This window comes from Streptomyces sp. HUAS TT7 (genome assembly GCF_051550175.1).
Taxonomy (GTDB): domain Bacteria; phylum Actinomycetota; class Actinomycetes; order Streptomycetales; family Streptomycetaceae; genus Streptomyces.
Genome location: NZ_CP196175.1, coordinates 8039941 through 8059965 on the forward strand (window position 1 = coordinate 8039941; position 20025 = coordinate 8059965).

23 protein-coding genes, 1 pseudogene and 1 riboswitch are annotated in these 20025 nt (G+C 70.7%); of the genes and pseudogenes, 19 read left to right on the forward strand and 5 right to left on the reverse strand.

Annotated elements, in window-relative coordinates:
- The first annotated feature begins 47 nt into the window (after positions 1-47).
- From ACSHXC_RS36500 to ACSHXC_RS36550, 11 genes are all read left to right on the forward strand, one after another.
- Positions 48-452 carry a hypothetical protein gene (locus tag ACSHXC_RS36500; RefSeq protein WP_438297117.1) on the forward strand — a complete coding sequence of 135 codons (405 nt, stop codon included), beginning with the start codon at positions 48-50 and terminating at the stop codon, positions 450-452.
- Entirely contained in the window at positions 449-658 is a 210-nt protein-coding gene (locus ACSHXC_RS36505; protein WP_438295620.1) for a hypothetical protein, read from the forward strand. The genes ACSHXC_RS36500 and ACSHXC_RS36505 overlap by 4 nt, the downstream gene beginning before the upstream one ends.
- Positions 655-1248, forward strand: a complete 594-nt coding sequence (locus ACSHXC_RS36510) for a hypothetical protein (protein ID WP_438295621.1) — start codon at positions 655-657, stop codon at positions 1246-1248. The genes ACSHXC_RS36505 and ACSHXC_RS36510 overlap by 4 nt, the downstream gene beginning before the upstream one ends.
- Entirely contained in the window at positions 1245-2552 is a 1308-nt protein-coding gene (locus ACSHXC_RS36515) for an MFS transporter (protein ID WP_438295622.1), read from the forward strand. The genes ACSHXC_RS36510 and ACSHXC_RS36515 overlap by 4 nt, the downstream gene beginning before the upstream one ends.
- Before the next feature lie 132 nt (positions 2553-2684).
- On the forward strand, positions 2685-3941 hold the full coding sequence (locus ACSHXC_RS36520; protein ID WP_438297039.1) for an SLC13 family permease: 1257 nt from the start codon (positions 2685-2687) through the stop codon (positions 3939-3941).
- 9 nt (positions 3942-3950) lie between these two features.
- Positions 3951-4427 (forward strand): universal stress protein, encoded by a 477-nt coding sequence (locus ACSHXC_RS36525; protein WP_438295623.1) that lies wholly within the window; start codon positions 3951-3953, stop codon positions 4425-4427.
- A gap of 191 nt (positions 4428-4618) precedes the next feature.
- The gene (gene crcB, locus ACSHXC_RS36530; RefSeq protein ID WP_438295624.1) at positions 4619-5110 is read left to right on the forward strand and encodes a fluoride efflux transporter CrcB; all 492 of its coding nucleotides are present in this window, start codon (positions 4619-4621) and stop codon (positions 5108-5110) included.
- Positions 5107-5454 carry a DUF190 domain-containing protein gene (locus ACSHXC_RS36535; RefSeq protein ID WP_438295625.1) on the forward strand — a complete coding sequence of 116 codons (348 nt, stop codon included), beginning with the start codon at positions 5107-5109 and terminating at the stop codon, positions 5452-5454. Before crcB (ACSHXC_RS36530) ends, ACSHXC_RS36535 begins: the two co-directional genes overlap by 4 nt.
- On the forward strand, positions 5451-5825 hold the full coding sequence (gene crcB / locus ACSHXC_RS36540; protein ID WP_438295626.1) for a fluoride efflux transporter CrcB: 375 nt from the start codon (positions 5451-5453) through the stop codon (positions 5823-5825). The genes ACSHXC_RS36535 and crcB (ACSHXC_RS36540) overlap by 4 nt, the downstream gene beginning before the upstream one ends.
- A 191-nt stretch (positions 5826-6016) precedes the next feature.
- Positions 6017-6634, forward strand: coding sequence for a phosphatase PAP2 family protein (locus ACSHXC_RS36545; RefSeq protein WP_438295627.1), 618 nt, complete (start codon positions 6017-6019; stop codon positions 6632-6634).
- Between the two features lie 105 nt (positions 6635-6739).
- On the forward strand, positions 6740-7447 hold the full coding sequence (locus ACSHXC_RS36550; RefSeq protein WP_438295628.1) for a hypothetical protein: 708 nt from the start codon (positions 6740-6742) through the stop codon (positions 7445-7447).
- An 80-nt stretch (positions 7448-7527) separates the two neighbouring features.
- Here ACSHXC_RS36550 and ACSHXC_RS36555 read toward each other — a convergent pair whose 3' ends face one another.
- A complete protein-coding gene (locus ACSHXC_RS36555) occupies positions 7528-8151 on the reverse strand; it encodes an RraA family protein (RefSeq protein ID WP_438295629.1) in 624 nt (207 codons plus the stop codon).
- A 123-nt stretch (positions 8152-8274) separates the two neighbouring features.
- Complete coding sequence (locus ACSHXC_RS36560; protein ID WP_438295630.1) at positions 8275-9189, reverse strand: carbohydrate kinase family protein; 915 nt, start codon at positions 9187-9189, stop codon at positions 8275-8277.
- A 439-nt stretch (positions 9190-9628) separates the two neighbouring features.
- A riboswitch (cyclic di-AMP (ydaO/yuaA leader) is annotated at positions 9629-9812 on the forward strand.
- Between the two features lie 2 nt (positions 9813-9814).
- Between ACSHXC_RS36560 and ACSHXC_RS36565 the strand changes: the two genes are divergently transcribed.
- From ACSHXC_RS36565 to ACSHXC_RS36580, 4 genes and pseudogenes are all read left to right on the forward strand, one after another.
- The gene (locus ACSHXC_RS36565; RefSeq protein WP_438295631.1) at positions 9815-10567 is read left to right on the forward strand and encodes a transglycosylase SLT domain-containing protein; all 753 of its coding nucleotides are present in this window, start codon (positions 9815-9817) and stop codon (positions 10565-10567) included.
- 323 nt (positions 10568-10890) lie between these two features.
- Positions 10891-11322 carry an anti-sigma factor antagonist gene (locus ACSHXC_RS36570; RefSeq protein ID WP_438295632.1) on the forward strand — a complete coding sequence of 144 codons (432 nt, stop codon included), beginning with the start codon at positions 10891-10893 and terminating at the stop codon, positions 11320-11322.
- Between the two features lie 95 nt (positions 11323-11417).
- Positions 11418-11768: pseudogene (locus tag ACSHXC_RS36575) on the forward strand (dihydrofolate reductase family protein).
- A 42-nt stretch (positions 11769-11810) separates the two neighbouring features.
- On the forward strand, positions 11811-12260 hold the full coding sequence (locus tag ACSHXC_RS36580) for a nucleoside deaminase (RefSeq protein ID WP_438295633.1): 450 nt from the start codon (positions 11811-11813) through the stop codon (positions 12258-12260).
- 21 nt (positions 12261-12281) lie between these two features.
- Here ACSHXC_RS36580 and ACSHXC_RS36585 read toward each other — a convergent pair whose 3' ends face one another.
- Complete coding sequence (locus tag ACSHXC_RS36585; RefSeq protein ID WP_438295634.1) at positions 12282-12992, reverse strand: HAD family hydrolase; 711 nt, start codon at positions 12990-12992, stop codon at positions 12282-12284.
- A 100-nt stretch (positions 12993-13092) separates the two neighbouring features.
- Positions 13093-14040, reverse strand: a complete 948-nt coding sequence (locus tag ACSHXC_RS36590) for an ETX/MTX2 family pore-forming toxin (protein WP_438295635.1) — start codon at positions 14038-14040, stop codon at positions 13093-13095.
- A gap of 315 nt (positions 14041-14355) precedes the next feature.
- Between ACSHXC_RS36590 and ACSHXC_RS36595 the strand changes: the two genes are divergently transcribed.
- The 4 genes from ACSHXC_RS36595 (at position 14356) to ACSHXC_RS36610 (ending at position 18397) form a co-directional block, all read left to right on the forward strand.
- Positions 14356-15315, forward strand: a complete 960-nt coding sequence (locus tag ACSHXC_RS36595) for a HAMP domain-containing sensor histidine kinase (protein ID WP_438295636.1) — start codon at positions 14356-14358, stop codon at positions 15313-15315.
- Positions 15312-15971 carry a response regulator gene (locus ACSHXC_RS36600; RefSeq protein WP_438295637.1) on the forward strand — a complete coding sequence of 220 codons (660 nt, stop codon included), beginning with the start codon at positions 15312-15314 and terminating at the stop codon, positions 15969-15971. The genes ACSHXC_RS36595 and ACSHXC_RS36600 overlap by 4 nt, the downstream gene beginning before the upstream one ends.
- A 55-nt stretch (positions 15972-16026) precedes the next feature.
- Positions 16027-16605 (forward strand): ScbR family autoregulator-binding transcription factor, encoded by a 579-nt coding sequence (locus ACSHXC_RS36605; RefSeq protein ID WP_438295638.1) that lies wholly within the window; start codon positions 16027-16029, stop codon positions 16603-16605.
- A gap of 190 nt (positions 16606-16795) precedes the next feature.
- On the forward strand, positions 16796-18397 hold the full coding sequence (locus tag ACSHXC_RS36610; protein ID WP_438295639.1) for an adenosine deaminase: 1602 nt from the start codon (positions 16796-16798) through the stop codon (positions 18395-18397).
- A gap of 30 nt (positions 18398-18427) precedes the next feature.
- Here the strand turns inward: ACSHXC_RS36610 and ACSHXC_RS36615 are convergent, their stop codons facing one another.
- The gene (locus tag ACSHXC_RS36615; RefSeq protein ID WP_438297041.1) at positions 18428-20023 is read right to left on the reverse strand and encodes a molybdopterin-dependent oxidoreductase; all 1596 of its coding nucleotides are present in this window, start codon (positions 20021-20023) and stop codon (positions 18428-18430) included.
- Between the last annotated feature and the right edge of the window lie 2 nt (positions 20024-20025).

Sequence of the window (20025 nt, forward strand, 5' to 3'; positions counted from 1 at the left end):
GCCCGACGTGCTCAAGCGGCTGGCCAAAGGCGTCGATCCCTCGGACAGTGTGGACCGGCGACCAGCCGTCGGCCACACTGCCGGTCCGCATCCCCGACTGGACGGCGGTCGCCCTGCCCACCCGGCCGGTCGCCCTGTGCGCCCAGTACGTCCACCACGAGCTCGGGCACGTGATGGAACTCGCCTGGCGCCCGCCGGACCTGCCGCTCGCCGCACGGTGGCAGGCGCCGGACACCGTTGTGGAATGGGTAGCCATGGTCGTCGAGCGGCTGAGCCGCTGCGACGACTGGATGACCGCGCTCGGCCTGGAACCCGAGTGCGCCCGGCAGGTCGGCGAGCACTGCCGCTACGAGGACCACTACACCCGCGCCTTCGCGGCCCTCGTCCTGCACTGCGTGGGGATCCGGCCTGAGTGCCTGGAGGTGAACTCAAGGAAATCACTGGGGAGTTGATCGATCCCGAGCATCTGCGCGAAGAGGTGCGGCGCGCCGACTACTGGCGTACGGTCGCGCAGGGTCACACCCGTGCGGACGCCACGGTCGACGTCCTTCAGGCGGCGCACGGGGCCCGCTGGTGGGAGCGGCCGGAGAGCTGGCATCGGCTGCGGGCGGACGTCACCGCGCAGTGGGCGGCGGCCCGGGAAGCGGGGGAGCGGTGAGCGGAAGATCACCCTGGACGGCGTTCCAGCCCGTCATCGACCAGACGCACTGCCCGTTCGCCCGCGTCACGCACTGGGTGTACTCCGACCCCGCGGACGAGGGGCTGTCCCTCGGCGGCCACCTCGAACGGGCGCTGCCGCTGCTGCGCGGGGCGCTGCGCGAGGTGGCCGAGGACGACGCCGACGGATTCGTCCTCGAACTGCCCGGCCGCCTCGGAGCGGACGTCACGCTCCTTCGGGAGTCCTCCCTGACCGCGCTGAGCTGGCTGGCCGAGCGGTCCGACCCGCCCTGTCGGGTCCGCATGGCCGATCTCGAAGACCCCGCCTGGTGGTTCCCCTTCGACGGCGAGCGGCTGTTCACCGTGGCCTTCGGCGAGTGCTTCGCGGCGGCACACACCCGGTACTCCTTCGGTGCGAAAGGCCTCTTCCTGGTGTTCCAGCACGAGTCGGCCTTCTCCCGCCGCTACCCCGAAGGGATCCCGGCCCCGCTGCGCGACCGGATCCGTACAGCCTTCGAGGAGGCGGGCCGCCCGTACCGGTACGACATGGGCGTCGTGCCGGCCCTGCGCACCGGAAAAGGTGACAAGTGAAGGATGCCCCCGCGCCATCGGACGCGGTACGCCGCGCGACGGTCCGGCGCTACCTCCTGCTGAGCGGCCTCGACTTCTTCGGCGACATGTGTCTGACGGTCACCTCGGTGCTGCTGCTCACCGAACGCGGCCTGACCAGCACCACCATCGTCTCCCTCATCGGCACCGTATGGCTGCTCGAAGCGCTGCTCGAAGTGCCCACCGGGGTGTTCGCCGACGCGGTCGGCCGCCGTGCCTCGCTGCTGCTCGGCTTCGTCATCCGGGCGGTCGGCTACTCGATGCTGTTCTTCTCGGCGAGCCCGGGCGTGGCCATCGCCGGAACCCTGCTCGCCGCGGTGGGCGCGCCATTCGCGTCCGGCAGCCTGGATGCCTGGGCCGTGGACAAGCTGCACCGCGACGACCCGGCCGCGAACCTCGACGCGCTGTTCGCGCGCGGCCGCATGGCGGAGAACACCGGCATCGTCACCGGCACGGTGGCAGGTGCCGTCGCCGGCCAGTTCCTCGGCCTCTCCGTGCCCCAACTCCTCGCCGGTGCCGCCTGTTTGACGGGCGCCGTCTTCACCATGACCCTGCTCAAGGACCCCGCACCGACGCCCACACAAGCCCCCAAGGGCTCGGTCCGCCGCGAGCCGGCCGCCGCCTCCCTCGAAGCGCTGCGCGGCTGCGGCCGGGCTCTTGGCACCGACCGGCTGCTCACCGGACTGCTGCTCGGCATCGCCGCGCTGTATCTCTTCCGGGCCCTGCCGGGCGTGCAGTGGACCGTCCACTTCGACGCGCTCACCGGCGGCTCGCTGGTCGTGATGGCCGCCGCCCGCTGCGCGGGCGAGCTGCTGCAGATCCCGGTGCTCGAAGTCGTCGCACGCACCGTGCGCGGCCGCCCCGAACTGCGCTGGCGGATCGTGCTGATGAGCGCGGTGGCGGCCGGAGTGTTCCTGGCGGGCGCGGCCGTCACCGGCTCGGGCCTGCTCGGCATCCCCCTCTACATCGGCTTCGTGATGGCGGGCGGGCTCTGCATGCCCGGCCTCAAAGCCGCCCTCAACGAACGGGTGCCCGCGCGGGGCCGGGCCACCATGCTGTCCGCGGGCGGCCTGTTCAACTCGCTCGCGAGCGGCGTCGGCCTGTACGTGATGGGTGCGCTGGGCTTCGGTCTCGCCAACGTCAGGGGAGTGTGGACGTTCGCGGCGGCGGGCACCGCGCTGGCCGGGACGCCGGCGGCCTGGTGCTGCCTGCGGTCCTCGCGCTTCCCGGCGCGGATGCCGGACGAACCGGTGACTGCCCCGCAGGCGGCACCGCTCGCTCCCTGATGCGGATGGCCCCGCGGCGCAGGCCTGCCGCCCCTGCCGGAGAATGCGGAGTGGTGATCAGCACACAGGGTCACCCGCGGTGGTGTGGCACGTGGCCCGCGGCCGTGATCGCCCGCAGCCCGGAGGCCGACCCTGAGTACCGTCACCGCCGAGACCGTCTCGGCCGTCCTCCTGCTCGGCGTGCTCGCCTTCGCCGTCGTACGCCCCCGCAACTGGCCGGAAGCGGTGGCGGCGCTCCCCGCGGCCGGACTCGTGGTCGCGCTCGGCGCGGTCTCGCCGACCGAGGCATGGCAGCAGACCCGTGACCTGCTCCCGGTGGTCGGCTTCCTCGCAGCCGTCCTCGTACTGGCTCAACTCTGCGACGACGAGGGCCTGTTCACAGCCGCAGGAGACGCCGTCGCCCGCGTGTGCGGGGCCAGTCCCCAGCGGCTGCTCGGCGGAGTCTTCGCCGTCGCCGCCGCCATCACCGCGGTGCTCAGCCTGGACGCGACCGTCGTGCTGCTCACCCCCGTGGTGTTCGCGACGGCGGCTCGCGTCGGTGTGCGGGCCCGCCCGCACGTGTACGCCACCGCGCACCTGGCGAACTCGGCCTCCCTGCTGCTGCCCGTCTCCAACCTCACCAACCTGCTGGCCCTGGCCGCCAGCGGACTCTCCTTCACCCGGTTCGCGGCGCTGATGGCGCTGCCCTGGCTGGCCGCCGTCGCCGTCGAGTACGCGGTCTTCCGCGCCTTCTTCCGCACCGACCTCGCGGCCACGGCGCGCGGGACAGGGGCGACGGGAGGCACGGAGGTGCCCGTGTTCACGCTGGTGGTCCTCGCGCTGACGCTCGGGGGGTTCGTCGTGACCTCGTTCGCCGGCCTCAGCCCGGCCTGGGCGGCGCTCGCGGGCGCGCTCGTCCTCGCCGCCCGCGCCCTGTCCCAGCGGCGCACCACGCCGCGCAAACTGGTCGGCTCTGCGGGCATCCCGTTCTGCCTGTTCGTGCTCGGCCTCGGCATCGTCGTCAAGGCCGTCGTCGACAACGGACTCGGCTCCGCCATCGGCCACCTGCTGCCCGACGGCGACTCGCTGCCCGCCCTGCTCGCGGTCGTCGCCGTCGCCGCGGTGCTCTCCAACCTCATCAACAACCTGCCCGCCGTGCTCGCCCTGCTCCCGGTGGCCGCGGCCGGCGGGCCCGGCCCGGTCCTTGCCGTCCTCATCGGCGTCAACCTCGGCCCCAACCTCACCTACGTCGGGTCGCTCGCCACCCTGCTGTGGCGGCGCATCCTGCACGAACACGACGACGCGCCCGCCCTCGGCCACTTCACCCGCCTCGGGCTGCTCACCGTTCCCGCCACACTGGTCGCGTCGACCGCCGCGCTGTGGGCGGCGCTGCACACGATCGGAGGCTGACCGCATTCCATGAGCGTCATCATCTGGATCACCGAGGGCACCTGGCCGGCCTGCGTGGACGCCGCACGCGAGCGGGCCGGGGACGCCGACCTCGTACTCCTGCACGTCACCGACGACGCGGTGTCCGAGGCCGCGCACGGCGCGTTCGCCGGGCTCCTCGGCCGCGGCCAACCGGAGCGCGATCCCGGCACCCGGCTCGAAGACCTCTCCCGGGCCGCCGCCGACGACCTGTTCGCCGAGGCCGAACGGCGCCTGGCCCACCCGGCCCGCCGCCTCGCCCTGCACGGCCGCGCCGAACAGCAGGTCGTACGCGCCGCGGAAGGCGCCGAGCTCCTGATCTGCGCGCGCGACGGCGACTCCACACACCTCGGCCCGCGCAGCCTCGGCCCGGCCACCCGGTTCGTCGTGGACCACGCGCCCTGCCCGGTCCTGCTGGTCTGGCCGGACACGGCACCCGGCCTCGGCTCGCTGCCATCGCCCCCTTGACCGCGAACCTCGTACGGGGCCGGTTGGCGAGCGGGTGAGGCCCGGCGCTAGCCTTGGGGAAGCGGTGATCCCCTGTGTTCGCCGCGCGGCGGTGGGGCCCGCCGTACCCGAACCGCGGCATCCGCGCCGCCAACGGTCCCTACTTGCGAGCGCGTGCGCCCGGGTAAGGGCGTCCCGCAGGTAGGAGAGGTATGTCCAAGGGAGCCCAGCCGTCGAGGACGGCCACCGAGCCGACCGGTCCCGGTGTCGGCCAGGCCGTGCCCGTGCGGCGCCGCGCCGTCACGCGCGGGCTCGGCCCGGTCGTCGCCGTGGTGGCACTCGGCGGAGCGATCGGCGCCTGCGCGCGCTACGGCGCCTCGCTCCTTTGGACCACCGAGCCCGGCTCGTTTCCGTGGACGACGCTCCTGGTCAACGGCGTGGGCTGTGCTGTGATCGGCGTGTTCATGGTGATGATCACCGATGTGTGGGCGGCGCACCGGCTCGTCCGCCCGTTCTTCGGGACCGGCATCCTCGGCGGCTTCACCACCTTCTCGACGTACGCCGTCGACATCCAGAAGTTCGTGACCGCCGGACAGCCGCGCACCGGCCTCGCCTATCTGGCGCTGACGCTGCTCGTGGCGCTCGCGGCGGTATGGAGCGCGGTGTGGCTGACCCGTCGCGCACTGGTGCGGAGGCATCGATGACGAGACCGACCGGACGGGCCCTGCGCCTCACGATCTTCATCGGCGAGAGCGACCTGTGGCACCACAAGCCCGTGTACGCCGAGATCGTCCACCGGGCGCATGCGGCCGGCCTCGCCGGTGCGAGCGTGTTCCGGGGCATCGAGGGCTTCGGCGCCTCCTCGCTCATCCACACCCAGCGGCTGCTCTCGCTGAGCGAGGACCTGCCCGTCGCGATCGTCGTCGTGGACGACGAGCAGCGCGTACGGGACTTCCTGCCACAGCTCGACGAGCTGGTCGCCGAGGGCCTGGTGATGCTCGACGACTGCGAGGTCATCCGGTACGCCGGACGGGAGCGCGCCGAGTGAACTGGCTGCTCGTGGTGGCGGGGGCGGCCATCGGCGCGCCCCTGCGGTACCTCACCGACCTGGCCGTGCAGAGGAAGCACGACAGCGTCTTCCCCTGGGGCACCTTCACCGTCAACGTCGTCGGCTGTCTGATCCTCGGCGTGCTCACCGGTGCGGTCACGGCGGGCGCCGCGTCCTCACAGGTGCAGCTGTTCGTGGGCACCGGGCTCTGCGGGGCGCTGACCACGTACTCGACCTTCTCCTACGAGACGCTGCGGCTCGCCGAGGACGGGGCGAAGTTCTACGCCGCGGCGAACGTCGTGGTCAGCGTGGTGGCCGGGCTCGGCGCGGTCTTCATGGGCGTGGCGACCGCCGAGGCGTGGTGGGCCTGAGGCCCGGCTTCATCACGTTCGGCTGAGGCTGAAGGCACAGCCACGCAACCTACCTCTATCCTTTTACGTCTACGAGCTTGTAGACGTTCATTTTCCGCTCACGAGGCAGTTGCCAGGACTTCTGCTCCCCGCCAAGCCCTGTTCGCCGCGGGGCGCGCACCGCCCGTCGAACCACCGGAGAGCCGCATCCCATGACCAGTTCCACCCCCACGCCGCAAGCCCTGGACGGCGCGTCCATCGACGGCGGTCTGTACGGCGACATCACCGACTTCGCCCGGCACACGCACTGGCTGAACGGGCCGGTGTCCGCCTTCACCACTTACGGCGTCGCCCTGTTCGCGGTGTTCATGCTGGCCGGCTGGTGGTTCGCCCGGCGCAAGGACGCCTCGGTGATGGCGGCGGCGCTGGCCGCGCCCCTCGCGATGGTGCTCGCGTACGTGGTCAATGCCGCGATCAAGACGGTGTTCACGGAGCCGCGCCCCTGCCGAGCGCTGCCGCACGACTTTCTGATCGAGAAGTGCCCGCCTCTGGACGACTACGCGTTCCCCAGCAACCACACCACGGTGGCCGCGGCCGCGGCGGTGGCCCTGTTCCTGGTCAACCGGCGCCTCGGGATTCTGGCCTCGGTGGCCGCGCTCCTGATGGGTGCCTCGCGGGTGTACGTGGGTGCGCACTATCCGCATGACGTGCTGGTCGCGTTCGTGGTCGGAGGGGTGGTCTCGTTCGCGGTGACCTGGTCCGCGCGCCGGTTCGCGGCCCCGCTCGTGACGCGGCTGCGGGGCGGCGCGCTGAGGCCGCTGCTTGCGTGAGCGGGTGTTCTCCGGCGCGTTCTCCGGCACCCTGAGGCGGCGTTCCTCATGCGCTCGGGCGTGGACCGCTGTCCAGGCCGGGCCCGACGCCCTAGGCTCGGCGACGTGCTGCGAATCGTCGAAGAACTCGCCGGACCGGGCCCGCTGCGCATCTGCGCCCACGCCCCCGCCGACGGTGCTGCCGGGACCGGGCTGCGGGTGCTGCTGATCGCGGACGTGCTGGCGCGCGTCGTCGAAATGCGCGGCCGGGCGGTGCTCATCGGGTGGGCCGGCCCGCAGGACAAAGCGGCCGCCGCTGCCGCCGGCATCCGGCCCGCCGACGCCGAGGGCGACCCGAAGGAGATCGCGGAGGCGCTCGGCGGCCCGCCCGGCGTGCAGCTCACCGCCGGGACGTACGAAGGCTCGGGCAGCGCCTGCCTGCAGATCGGCGAGGCCCAGCTGCCCCCGTTCGAGGGCCTCGACCTCCTCGCCGTACGGCTGCTGCTGCTCAGCCACCCCTACGAGGAGCCGGTCTCGGTCACCGCCGAGCAGGTCGGCGAGGCCGGCCGCGCCATGGCCCGCTGGCGGCGTGCCGTGGCGGACTGGGCCGAGCAGCCCTCGAAGCCGATCCCCGCCGACCTCAAGAGCACCGCCCGTACCGCCCTGGACAATCGGCTCGACACCGCGGCCGTCCTGCGCCTCCTCCACGATCTGGCGACGGCCGACGACGTGCCGCAGGGAGCCAAGTTCGAAACCATGGCCCACCTCGACCGCGTGCTCGGCCTCGAACTCGTCCGCGAGGTGGGGACCGCGCGCGGGGGAGCGGGTCAGTAGTCCCCGCGGACGGGCCACGCAGGCACATCGCCCCGTGACGGCAGATGGGCCGGACGCCGGGGAGGTGGGCCGAAGACTGCTCAGCCCTCGAAGCCGCCCTCGCTCAGGGCCTTGTCGATGCGGGCGCGGTGCGTCGCTTCCCACATGTCGAGGGATTCGTCGGCCTCCTTGGCCAACTTGCGCCGGGCGTCCAGGAGCACCTGCTCCCAGCGGGCGCGGGGAGTGACCACGATGCCCTCCTCGTCGGCCACCACGATGTCGCCCGCGTCCACCCGCACGCCGCCGCAGCGCACCGGCTCGTTGAGCGGGGCCACGGCCTTCTTGGTTCCGGGGATGGGAATGACGCCCCGGGCGAACACGGGAAAGCCCAACTCGCGGACCTCGGCGAGGTCACGAATGACACCGTCGGCCACGAACGCGGCGATTCCCCGGCGTTGGGCGACGGCGCACACGTTTCCGCCGGCGAGCGCGTGGTCCAGGTCGCCCGATTCGACGACGACGACCGAACCGGGCTCCGCACGGTGGATGGCCGCGTGCAGCATGAGGTTGTCGCCCGGGGGACACCGAACGGTGAATGCGGGACCCGAAACGCGCGGCATCGGGGACCACAAAGGGCGAATGCCGATATCCATGACCTGCTCGCGTCCCAGGACGTCGGCGAGCGTGGTCGGGGAAATGTTCTTGAATTCGCTGATGTCGTTCATGTTTCTTCCTGACGGGACTTGACAGGGCGTAATAAGGGCTTGTTCGGAGCGCCAGTTGGGTGGCACCGGGTGTTCGGTGCCGCCTCGGTACGAGCGTGTGCGGCTTTGAACGCCGGAATGATCTCAGGCGATCTGATGCGCCGCCAGCAGGCTTTTTTGTGAGATGGGGTCGGTGGCGACCGGAGCCGTGCAGGCATGGGCGCCCGCCAGCGTGCCGAAGCGGCCGCATTCCCGTACGTCCCGGCCGGTGAGCCTGCCGTACAGGAAGCCGCTGACGTACGCGTCGCCCGCGCCGCTGGTGTCCACGACGGGGGCGTGGGGTGCGACCGCCGGGATGTGGTGTGGGGTCGGTCCGCCGTCCCGGGTGAGAAGGTAGGAGCCCTCGGCGCCGGCCGTGGCGACCACCGTGTCCGCGCGGCCCTCGCGGAGGATCTCCCGCATCAGAGCGGGGGTGTTGTCGCCCGCGCCCGCCGCGCTGAGGAACACGAGGTCGGAGCGGAGTGCGAACTCCCGGTGGTGGTCGGCCAGTCCGTCCCAGTCGTGCAGATCGGTCGAGACCGGGACGCCGAGCGCCTCGATGTCGTCGAGGAGGAAGCGCGCGAAGTTCATGATGGAGAGGTGGACGTGGCGGGTCCGGCGCAGCCGGGGGAGGTAGAAGTCCCGGGGCATGCGCAGGTCGGCCGGGTCGCGGGCGTCGTAGAAGGACATCCGGCGGCCGTTCGCGTCCACCAGGTTCACCGCGCGCCGGGTACCCGCCGGGGAGATCAGCGGGGCGAAGTCGACATCGCCCTCGGCCAGCAGCTCGCGGACCCGGGAGCCGATCCAGTCGTCGCCGATGCAGTCGATCAGGCCGACCTCCAGGCCGAGCGCCCGGGCCCCGAGAGCCACGTTCGCGCCGGTGTGCCCGGGCCACTCCTCAATGGGCCCGACCTGCACCGAGTCGGCCGGCGGGACCGGCAGGGAATCGACCCGTACGACCGTGTCCACCCCCGTGCCCCCGACCACCAGGACGTCGTACTCCGCGCTCTCTCGGATCACCGTTCCACCCCTCCGCTGCCGGCCCCCGCCGTGGAGGGCTGCCTGTGACCATGATCTCCGGCAGGGGCGTAAGGGAGGTGTGTGGTGTCGCCGGTATGCGAGACATGGGTCATAAGAGAGGTCCCAAGTGTCCAAAATGAGGCACTTTGAGGCGCCGTCGCTCCGGTTTTTGTAATGTCCGAATTGGTGGCTATTGAGTAAGGCTCGCCTCTTTTGCGGGTCGGCTGTTCGGTTGCTCGAAGAGCGAGTGAATTGGGTCACGTGCGGGGGTGTGGGCGCCCGGGTCCGCCGGGGTCATTTCGGTTGGGCCGAAAGCGAGTTGAGAGCGTCGGGCGGGGTGGCCGACGGGTGTGGATTTAAGTGGATCTATATCCCGGATCGCGCCCTTTGAATTCTGGGCTTGTTTCCACTCGGCGTATTCGTCTACGTTCACCGCAATCCGGATGGAACGCCGAATCCTGCCGCCGTCCGGACCCTCCCACACACGTATGGCAGGAGCGGGGGACCCAGGTAAGCCGCCGATCCGGATTCCGGAACGGCTGGGGTGAAGTCGCGTGCGCCGCGACCGGACATCTCCCGTCCGAACCCGACAGCTCACCTCGCAGGCGAAGGAGAGGAATTCACCATGCCTGCAAAGGGCAAGCACCGCCGCCCCAAGTCCAGCTCGTTCTCCCGTGGCCTCGCCGTCGCGGGTACGGGCGGCGCCGTACTCGCCATTCCGGTGATCGGTGCGACCACGGCCACCGCCGCGCCCGCGTCGGTCCACTCCGCCACCCCCGTCACGGCGGTGAAGGCGTCCCCCACGAGCTACTCCGTCGTCGCCGGGGACTCGCTTGCCAAGATCGCCGACGCCCTCAACGTGAGCGGCGGCTGGAAGCAGCTGTACCAGGACAACCAGAGCGTCATCGGCGGCAACCCGGCCCTGATCCAGCCCGGCCTCAAGCTCACCGTCGGCGCCCCCGCCCGGGCCGCCTCGGCCGACCGTGCCGACCGCTCCGCCCGCACGACGAGCCTCACCACGGCGACTACGGCGACCACGGCCAGTGCGCCGAAGTACGCCAACAACCTGGACGGCTGGATCAAGCAGTCGCTGGACGTCATGGCTCAGCACGGCATCCCGGGAAGCTACAACGGCATCTACCGCAACATCATGCGTGAGTCGTCGGGCAACCCGCTCGCCATCAACAACTGGGACATCAACGCCATCAACGGCGTCCCGTCCAAGGGCCTGCTCCAGGTCATCCAGCCCACCTTCGACGCCTTCCACGTGCCGGGCACGTCCACGGACCTCTACGACCCGGTGGCGAACATCACCGCCGCGTGCAACTACGCCGCCAAGAGGTACGGCTCGATCGACAACGTCTTCGGGGCGTACTGACGGTCGGCCTCGGGGCCGGGCGCTTGAGGAGGGCGCCCGGCCCACCGGGCCGACGGCCCCAACTGACCATCCGGTGGCGGGGTTTCGGATCCCGCAAGTCGGCAGATAGGGGCGCCCTACCTGCTTCGCTCCCCGTGTGCAGGGTTCAAACGGGGAGCGGCGCAAATTTCGTTCACCCCCCAGGGTGAACAATTCGAAGGCTGCACGTTTCTGCATGCGGCTCTATTCCTAGGGTGGTAGTGCGTCACCCCGGGACCACGGTGACTGCCCGACAACCGAGTACCTCCGCACCCGCGGGGGTCAGTTCTGGACCGGGAGCTGCCATGGGAACCACCGCTCGGCCATCCGTCTCGGCGCCTGTTCCGCTTCCGCCGGGGCTGCTGCCGGACCGGTGCTGCAACGCCCGTACCTATCTGATGCAGGGGTTCACGGTGGTCGAGGTCCAGGGCACCGTCGACCTGGCCACCGCGCCCGGCGTACAGCTGCACCTCGACGCCGCCACACAGCCGACGGGCGCCCGCGTGATCGTGGACCTGCGGCCCGTCGACTTCTTCGACTGCGCCGCGCTCACCCTGCTGTGCCGGGCGTTCCGGAGAACCCGGGCGCGCGACGGCCACCTCGGCGTGGTGTGTGTACGGCCCTGGCATCGGCGGATCCTGACGGCGGGCGGTCTCGACCCGCTCTTCACGCCGACGACCACGATCGAGGAAGCGGCCCGGGCCGCCCTGGCCGCACCGAAGGCCGGTGACAACTAGAGCTGGGCGCAGGGCTCTGGCATACACGAAGAAGAGCCCGCGCCCTTGACGGGAAGGTCGGCGGGGGCGGGCGTATCGTCGCGTGGGTGACTGCGATGAGAAAGATCATCCTTCCCATGTCGGTCTCCCTCGACGGCTTTTTCGCTGGGCCCGAGGGCGAAATCGACGGGCACATGGTCGACGACGAGCTGCACCGGTACGTCAACGGACAAGGCGCGTCCGGGCGGGGACCTCGTGATCGGCGGGGCGAATCTCGCCGCCACGTTCCGGCAGTACGACCTCATCGACAATTCCGCCTCTACGTCCACCCGGTCCTGCTCGGAACGGGCAAGCGCCTCTTTGCGACCTCGGGCGCCGACACGCACAAGCTGCGACTCATCGAGACCCGCACCTTCGGCAACGGCGTCGTCCTCCTGCACCACGAGCGGGTCCGGACAGCCGAGTAACCGGCGCCCGTACGCACCCGGAAGACGGCGGGAACGAGGAACATGGAACGGCAACTGGCCAGGCAATGGCTCGCGACGGCTGTCGAGGAGGCCCGAGCGGGCCTCGCGGAGGGCGGCATCCCGATCGGCGCGGCGCTCTACGGCGCGGACGGAGCAGTGCTGGGCCGCGGACACAATCGGCGGGTGCAGGACAATGATCCCTCGCTGCATGCCGAGACGTCGGCATTCCGCAATGCGGGAAGGCAACGTTCGTACCGGGGCACGACGATGGTGACCACGCTGTCCCCGTGCTGGTATTGCAGCGGCCTGGTACGGCAGTTCGGCATCTCGCGCGTCGTCGTGGGGGAGGACGAGACCTTCCAGGGAGGTCAGGAATGGCTGGCCCGGCACGGGGTGGAGATCGTGGTGCTCGGCGATCCGGAATGCGTGGCCATGATGAAGGAGTTCATTGCGGCGCATCCCGCATTGTGGAATGAGGACATCGGGGTGTGACCGGTCACGGAGGGACAGCCTTCAACTCGGTTTCCCTTGACGGCCGTTGAGGTGAGCCGCCAGCTCACTCAGATGGCGGATCGTGGCGATCTCCGCAGGCAACCCCGCCGGCCGCGGCCTCGACGTGACAAGCACCGCCGCCATCCCGTACGTGTGCGGCCCCACCGCATCATTTTTCGGGTTGTCCCCCACGAACAGGATGTTCTCGGGCGGGCAGGCCGCAGCCTCGGTCACCGCCGCGTAGAAGCGCCGGTCCGGCTTGCGGATGCCCAGAGTGCTGGAGAGCACCAAGGCGTCGAAGCACTCCGCGATCGAGGAGCCGGCCAAGGTCTGGAGGCGGACCCGCTCGGGGCGGTCCGTGTTCGAGGCGAGGACGCACCTCAGCCCGGTCGCGTGCAGGTCCCGCAGCGCCGACGCCGCCACGGGGTCGATTTTCGCGTCGGGCAGCGCCGCGAACACAGCGTCCATCGCGAGCCGCAGGTCCGGGATGCCTGCGCCGCAGTCCTGGGCGGCGCGGCGCAGGCGGGTGGCAAATGTGCTGCGTACGCCTCGGGCGCGGTCGGAATCCCGGAGGCGCTGGGTCACGTCGTCGAATCGGGTGGGGAAGTCGTCAGGGATCACCGTCCCCGGCAGGTCGCCCAGCGCTTTCGCGACCAACTGGCCGTCCGGGGACGAGCCGTGGCCCGCCAGAGTACCGACGAAATCCAGCGCCAGAACGCGCACCTCTGCCATGAGACCGCCCCTTTCCCGGGATCGGACTCACCTTATGGAACTCACCTCGGTGAGTGGCCCGACGGACGGGCGGTGTCGCCAAGTCCGGCGCGGCAGTGTCTCAATGACCGGGTACCGCTGCTCGGTTTCCGTTCGGTGCGAGCGGAATCGGGATCGTGCGGGAATCCACGCCGCTGCGTCGGCTGCCGTCGAGGGGTTTCTGGTCGGCATTCACGTTCAGCGAGACACCCTGGCCTCCGCTGAACGTGCCACTGGCGAACGCATTCACGCCGTCCGCGACGGTCTCGTATCCCGGTGTGTCGATGATCTGGTGCTGCCGGCAGTCCCGGAACACCTGCTCGATCGGCACGAACCACAGCCAGTGGCGATCCCCGTCCTGGTTGAGGTCGACCTTCTCGTTGAACCAGATCGCCACGTTCCCCCGCAGCGCGACCGTGGCCGTCCAGTCGATGTCGTACTTCTGCGTGCCGACCACCAGCGTCGCCTCGACCACCGACTTGGGCGGTATCCGCAGCGGGAGGTCGACGCTCCAGGTCTGCGTCTCCTTGTGCGTGAACTCCTGGGTCGAGGACAGGCTCGCCTCGATCGACGTCGTCTCGCTGACCTTGGCGACCGCCGGGATCTCCGCCGACACCTCCACGGTCACGCCGATCTTCAGCGATTCCGTGACCGAGATACGCAGATCCTGCTCGGTCGTCTTGCTCTGCTTGTAGGTGACGGTCTGCTCCACCGCGGTCCCATTGCGGTAGTTGGTGGCCACTGAACTGACCTGTCCGGGAACGGGAGATGGAGCATTCGCGTCGTAGATGATGTCCCGGTATTTCGCGCCGACCTGATGCCGGTGGTAGTCGTTGAGGAAGCTCTGCTTCGCATAATCGGTGGATGCGGTGAAGCGGCATCCGTTCGACGCCGGGAACCGTTCGCGGGCCATCCACCGACCCCATGCGTCCGTAATCTCCTGGAGGGGCCGAGCCGATGTTTTCGCGCTGCCCTGACGAGGTGCGGCATGCGCCGCCGTTGTGAGCGATACGGGAATGGCGGTTGCCACTCCGACGGCTGGAGCCAGCGTGAGCAGACGCCGTCTGGATACATGACTCATCAGCGGGGGAGCCCTTCGTTCCGTGCGGGGTGAAACAGGCCAACTTCCTTGGTACGCCATGCAATCCACTGACAGCCGTTCCGCATAGGGACTTTGGTCCCGACCCCGCCTTGAAGCGAGCGGGAAAATGGGTGTCAGCATGTATGGACGTGACCCATACCGATTGCGGAGACTTCCCTGACCAGCATGTTCACCCCAGGCAGGCGGCATTGTGCCCGGATCCCACGGAGGCAGGCGGTTCACGGAGCAACGAGAGGACCCGCGATGTCGCTGTTCTGGCGCATCTTTCTGCTGAACGCCGCCGTGGTCCTCGTGGCCATGGCACTGCTCCTCGGGCCGTTTGTGACCGTGTCCAAGCATGTGCGGCCCGGTGAGGCCGAGGTGGTGGTGTCCGGGGTCGCCGTGATGCTGGTGGTCAACGCACTCCTCGTCCGCTTCTTCGGACTCGCCCCCCTGAAACGGCTTTCGCAGGCCATGACGACAGCCGATCTGATCCGCCGCGAGGCGCGCCCCGAAGTCCTCGGAACCGGGGAAGTCGCCGATCTGACGCGGACGTTCAACTCCATGCTCGACCGCCTCGAATCCGAGCGCGCCGCCAGCAGCGCCCGCATCCTGAGCGCCCAGGAGGCCGAACGGCAGCGCGTGGCCCGGGAGCTGCACGACGAGGTCGGCCAGACCCTCACCGCCGTACTGCTCCAGCTGAAGCACGCGGCCGACCGGGCGCCCGCCGCCCTCGGCGAAGAACTCCGCCTCGCGCAGGAGACCACCCGCGGCAGCCTGGACGAGATCCGCCGCATCGCGCGGCGCCTGCGCCCCGGCCTGCTCGAAGAGCTCGGCCTCGCCAGCGCCCTGCGCGCCCTGGCCGCCGAATTCACCGTGCCGGGCCTCGCCGTACGCCACCGCATCGACCGGGGCCTGCCACCCCTGGACCCCGAGAGCGAGCTCGTGCTCTACCGGATCGCCCAGGAGGCCCTGACCAACATGGCACGCCACTCGGCGGCGACCCAGGCGGAGATACGACTGCGCGGTGGCGCTGCCGGGGTCGTCGAGCTGCTCATCAGGGACAACGGCAAGGGCACCGGCGGGGCCCCGGAGGGCAACGGCATGCGCGGCATGCGCGAACGCGCGCTGCTGACGGGCGCGGAGCTGTCGTTCGGCGCCGGACCGTGCGGCGGCACCGAAGTCCGTCTGGCCGTCGCCGCGATGGCAGGGAGCACCGCATGACGACACCGGACCGGACCCGCATCCTGCTCGCCGACGACCACGCCCTCGTGCGCCGCGGCGTCCGGCTCATCCTCGACAGCGAGCCGGACCTCACCGTCGTCGCCGAGGCCGACAACGGAGCCGAAGCCGTCACCCTGGCCCGCGAGACACCCGTCGACCTCGCCATCCTCGACATCGCGATGCCCCGCCGGACCGGACTCCAGGCCGCACGCGAACTGTCCCGGCTCCAACCGGATCTGCGCATCCTGATTCTGACGATGTATCACAACGAGCAGTACTTCTTCGAAGCCCTCAAGGCCGGGGCCTGCGGGTACGTCCTCAAGACGGTCGCCGACCGCGACCTCGTCCTTGCCTGCCGGGCCGCCATGCGCAACGAGCCGTTCCTGTACCCCGGAGCCGAGAACACGCTGATCCGCGAGTACCTGGAACGCCTGCGCCAGGGAAGGCCGCTGCCCGACCGGGCGATCACGGAGCGGGAGGAGGAGATCCTCAAGCTCGTGGCCGAGGGGCACTCGTCGAAGGACATCGGCGATCTCCTCGTCATCAGCAGCAAGACCGTGGAGCGCCATCGCGCCAATCTTCTGCAGAAACTGGGCCTCCGCGACCGCCTCGAACTGACCCGGTACGCGATCAGAACGGGGCTCATCGAGCCGTAGCCAGCCCCCCTCGCAACTTCCGCACGCAGAACAACCCTTGCACCAGGAGCCATCGGTGGCCAAACAAGACCGTGCCGTACGCACCCGCCACGCACTCATCCACTCCGCGGCCGAAACCTTCGAGCGGCACGGATACGTACAGGCGACACTCATGGACATCAGCGCCGGTGCCGGTGTCAGTGTGGGAGCACTCCACTTCCACTTCACGAGCAAGGCCGACGTGGCGACGAGCGTGGAAACAGCGGCGGCGGTACGGCTGCGCCGGGCGGCCGAGAAGGCGCAACAACCCGGCATGAACGCCTTGCAGCGGCTCACCGGCACCTCGTACGCGCTCGCCGACCAACTCCGCCGTGACGTCGTGTCCCGGGCAGGCCTGAAGCTGAGCGATGACGGAGTACGGGAGGGCGGCCTCGATCTGCGCCGCGAATGGCAGGACTTCGTGCGGAGTGTGCTCGCGGAGGCGTCCGACCAGGACTTCCGGCACGAGCCCGTCGAGCGGAGCGACATGGCGGACCTGATCTTCGCCGCCACCACGGGCATCGAGTTGCTCTCCCGCCGCGACCCCGCGTGGGCGTCGCCCCCGCTCCTGAGCACCTTCTGGCGCCTGGTCCTTCCGCAGGCGCCACCGTCCTGACCGGGCCCATACGTTCCGCTCCTGACGTCGGGGCAAGAGCGTGCCCAGGCCGTGAGCTCGCGGGGCCGGCCCAGGCTGACCGGTTCGGGTGGGTCGCCCGGGGCGTGCTGGGACTCTTGGGCGGGGAGGGGCTTCGGCAGGTGCCGATGGATGCGGCGCGGAGCGCCAGGTACGAGGAGAGGAACGCAGTATGCGCAAGAGGCACGGAACCCGGTGGCCGGTGCTCGCCGGTCTCACGGCACTGGGTGTGGCCGCGGGGGTGCTGCCCGCGGCCGCCGCCCCACCGGATCCGGGCGGTCGTGAACAGGCCCGGGTCCAGGCGTACTTGGGGCGAATAGCGAACTCCCCGAGCGAGCTCGGGCGTTTCATGACGGAGCTGCCCAAGGGCGCGGATCTGCACCACCACCTGGGCGGCGCGGTGCGCCCGGAGTCGCTGATCGGGTACGCGGCGAGGGACGGGAAGTGCATCGACACCACGACTTACGTGGTCGCTCCGGGGCCCCAGCCCTGTGCGACCGGACAGCGCCCGGCGCGTGATGCCGTACCGCCGGGCCCGTTCCGGCAGCACGTGATCGAGGCGTGGTCGATGCAGGGGTTCCGCCTGCCGCCCGACGGTGATCCGCAGCCCGGCCACGACCACTTCTTCGACACGTTCGGAAAGTTCGACGAGGCCGAATCCGGTCATGATGCGGACATGCTCGCCGAGGTCGCCCGGGCCGCGGCCAAGGAACACAGCAGCTATCTGGAAACCCTCACCACTCCCGAGGCAGGACCGCTCAACCAGCTCGTCGACCGCATCCTGCCGAAGGACCCGGGACCCGCCGACTTCGCGCGATTCCACGCCACTCTGACCGCGAACCCGCAGTTCCAGGCTCTCGTCCGGCAGGCGGCCGACGACACCGACCGCAGCGTCCGCGACTACCGCAAGCAACTCGGCTGCGACACCCCGGCCGCCCCGGAGGCCTGCCGCGTCGCGATCCGCTTCGACTACCAGGTCCTGCGCGCCCAGGACCCCCGCCACGTCTTCGCCCAGCAGATCCTCGGCTTCGAGCTCGTACGCCGGCACCTCGGCGGGCTCGTCGGCGTGAACATGGTGCAGCCGGAGGACGCGCCCGTCGCGCTGCGGGACTACACCCTGCACATGAAGATGGTCGGCTTCCTCAAGTCCCTTGCCCCGAAGGTGCGGGTCAGTCTGCACGCGGGTGAACTCGTCGAGGGCTTGGACGGGGTCGGCGGACGCGACCTGACCTTCCACATCAACGAGGCCGTCGCCGTGGCCGGTGCCGACCGGATCGGCCACGGCGTCGACTTCGCCCACGAGAAGGACCCGGCAGCGCTGGCCGCGCGGATGCGGAGACAGCACGTCCTCGTCGAGGCACCGCTCGTCAGCAACGCCCAGATCCTCCGCGTCAGCGGTGACCGGCATCCGCTGCGCCGCTACCTCGACGCGGGCGTCCCGGTCGCGCTGGCCACCGACGACCCCGGCGTCAGCCGCAGCGACCTGACCGCCGTCTTCCAACAGGCCGTCACCGACCAGCAGTTGACCGTCGCGCAGCTGCGCAAACTGGCCCGCGCCTCGCTGGACCACGCGTTCATCGAGGGGGCGAACCTGTGGAAGGAGCAGGACAGCTACGGCACGTTCGCCAAGCCGTGCCGGAACGACACCCCTGACGCGCGCCGGTCGCCGAGCGCCGGTTGCCGCACCTTCCTCGCCGCCAGCCCCAAGGCATCGCTGCAATGGAAGCTGGAAGCGGACTGGGGAACCTTCCTGGACCGGTACGCGCACAGCTGAGCCGACGCGTTGCGCGCGAGCGCCATCGGCTCATGCGACGGTGACCTCGACCGAGTGCCGGCCCGTCGCCCCATTGGGGACGGTCGGGGTGCGCTCCTCGGTCTGGGGCGCGCCCGTGCCGTCGGTGGCCCGAACGGTCAGGGTGTGGCTGCCGGGGACGGTGGCCTGCCAGGGGAAGGACCACAGGCGCCAGGTGTCGGCACTGTCCTCGGCCGCCAGGTCCGCCCGCTGCCAGGGCCCGTCGTCGACGCGCACCTCGACGCGCTCGATGCCCCGGTGCTGCGCCCAGGCCACCCCCGCGACCATGACGGTGCCCCGCTTGAGCCGCGCGGGCGTCCTGGGGGTGTCGATGCGGGACTGCGTCTTGACCGGGGCCTGCTGCGACCAGGACCGCTTCACCCAGTACGCGTCGTACGCGGCGAAGGTGGTCAGCTCGATGTCCTCGATCCACTTGCACGCCGACACATAGCCGTACAGGCCGGGTACCACCATGCGGACCGGAAAGCCGTGGGCGAAGGGGAGGGGCTGACCGTTCATGCCGATGGCGAGCATCGCGTCCCGGCCGTCGAGGACCGCCTCGACCGGGCTGCCGATCGTCACGCCGTCCACCGACCGGGCGACCAGCTGATCGGCGGGCCCGCCGCGCGAGGGCGGGCGCACACCGCACTCCTTGAGGAGGTCGGCGAGGCGTACGCCGATCCAGCGGGCGTTGCCCACATAGGGTCCGCCGACCTCGTTGGACACACACGCCAGCGTGATGTCCCGCTCGATCAGCTCGCCCGCCCGGCCCTGGACGAGATCGTCGAAGGTGACCGTGCGAGGGGCGGTGACACCCTCGCCGTGGATCTTCAGCCGCCAGGTGGTGGCGTCCACCTTCGGCACGACGAGGGCCGTGTCGACGCGGTAGAAGTCGGAGTTCGGGGTGAACAGCGGGCTCAGGCCCGGGAGTTGGAGGTACGCGGCCTTCGCTACGGGCGCCGCGGGCGAGGCCGGGCGGGGCAGGACGACCTTGGCGCGGGAGGCGTCCGCTCTCTCACTGCTCGAGTTCAGTACGCGGCCGAGCAGCCCGGAGGCCGTGGACGCGGCAGCCGCCGCGGTCGCCGCGAGCACGAACGCGCGCCGGTCCCAGCCCTCGCCCCCGGCAACCCGCTGCGTGCTCGGTCGTACGCCGGGCAGGCGTCCGACGAGCCAGTGCAGAAGCACCGCGCCGGCGACCGCGCCGAACACGGACGGCAGAGCGTCCATCGCGCTGTGCGAGTCGGGGCGTCCGGTGGCGGCCAGCGCCCCCACGACCCCGAACGCCAGGACCCCGGCGGCCCCGGCCCGTCGGTGGCGCAGGGCCAGCATCCCGAGGACCAGGGCCAGGACCGCCAGCACGGCGAGGATGCCGATCTGGAGGACGAGCTTGTCGTGCGTCCCGAAGTGACGGATAGCCCAGTCCTTGAGCGTCACCGGCGTCCGGTCGATGGCCGCCCCGCCGACCGCGGTCACCGGCCCGGCCTCCGGGCGGACGGCGGCCGACACCAACTCGGCCACCGCCAGCGCCGCATAGCCCGCGAGGAGACCGCACAGGGCCCCGAGTGAGGTACGGGCCCGCCCGCTCAGTTTCTTCGTCACACCCCGCATTC

Excerpts from the sequence above, each read along its gene's own strand:
- ACSHXC_RS36535 (WP_438295625.1), top strand. The coding sequence starts at position 5,107 with ATGACGAGACCGACCGGACGGGCCCTGCGCCTCACGATCTTCATCGGC.
- ACSHXC_RS36580 (WP_438295633.1), top strand. The coding sequence starts at position 11,811 with ATGGAACGGCAACTGGCCAGGCAATGGCTCGCGACGGCTGTCGAGGAG.
- ACSHXC_RS36525 (WP_438295623.1), top strand. The coding sequence starts at position 3,951 with ATGAGCGTCATCATCTGGATCACCGAGGGCACCTGGCCGGCCTGCGTG.
- ACSHXC_RS36615 (WP_438297041.1), bottom strand. The coding sequence starts at position 20,023 with ATGCGGGGTGTGACGAAGAAACTGAGCGGGCGGGCCCGTACCTCACTC.
- ACSHXC_RS36585 (WP_438295634.1), bottom strand. The coding sequence starts at position 12,992 with ATGGCAGAGGTGCGCGTTCTGGCGCTGGATTTCGTCGGTACTCTGGCG.
- ACSHXC_RS36545 (WP_438295627.1), top strand. The coding sequence starts at position 6,017 with ATGACCAGTTCCACCCCCACGCCGCAAGCCCTGGACGGCGCGTCCATC.
- ACSHXC_RS36555 (WP_438295629.1), bottom strand. The coding sequence starts at position 8,151 with ATGAACGACATCAGCGAATTCAAGAACATTTCCCCGACCACGCTCGCC.
- ACSHXC_RS36595 (WP_438295636.1), top strand. The coding sequence starts at position 14,356 with ATGTCGCTGTTCTGGCGCATCTTTCTGCTGAACGCCGCCGTGGTCCTC.
- crcB (WP_438295624.1), top strand. The coding sequence starts at position 4,619 with ATGTCCAAGGGAGCCCAGCCGTCGAGGACGGCCACCGAGCCGACCGGT.
- ACSHXC_RS36570 (WP_438295632.1), top strand. The coding sequence starts at position 10,891 with ATGGGAACCACCGCTCGGCCATCCGTCTCGGCGCCTGTTCCGCTTCCG.
- ACSHXC_RS36610 (WP_438295639.1), top strand. The coding sequence starts at position 16,796 with ATGCGCAAGAGGCACGGAACCCGGTGGCCGGTGCTCGCCGGTCTCACG.
- ACSHXC_RS36565 (WP_438295631.1), top strand. The coding sequence starts at position 9,815 with ATGCCTGCAAAGGGCAAGCACCGCCGCCCCAAGTCCAGCTCGTTCTCC.
- ACSHXC_RS36600 (WP_438295637.1), top strand. The coding sequence starts at position 15,312 with ATGACGACACCGGACCGGACCCGCATCCTGCTCGCCGACGACCACGCC.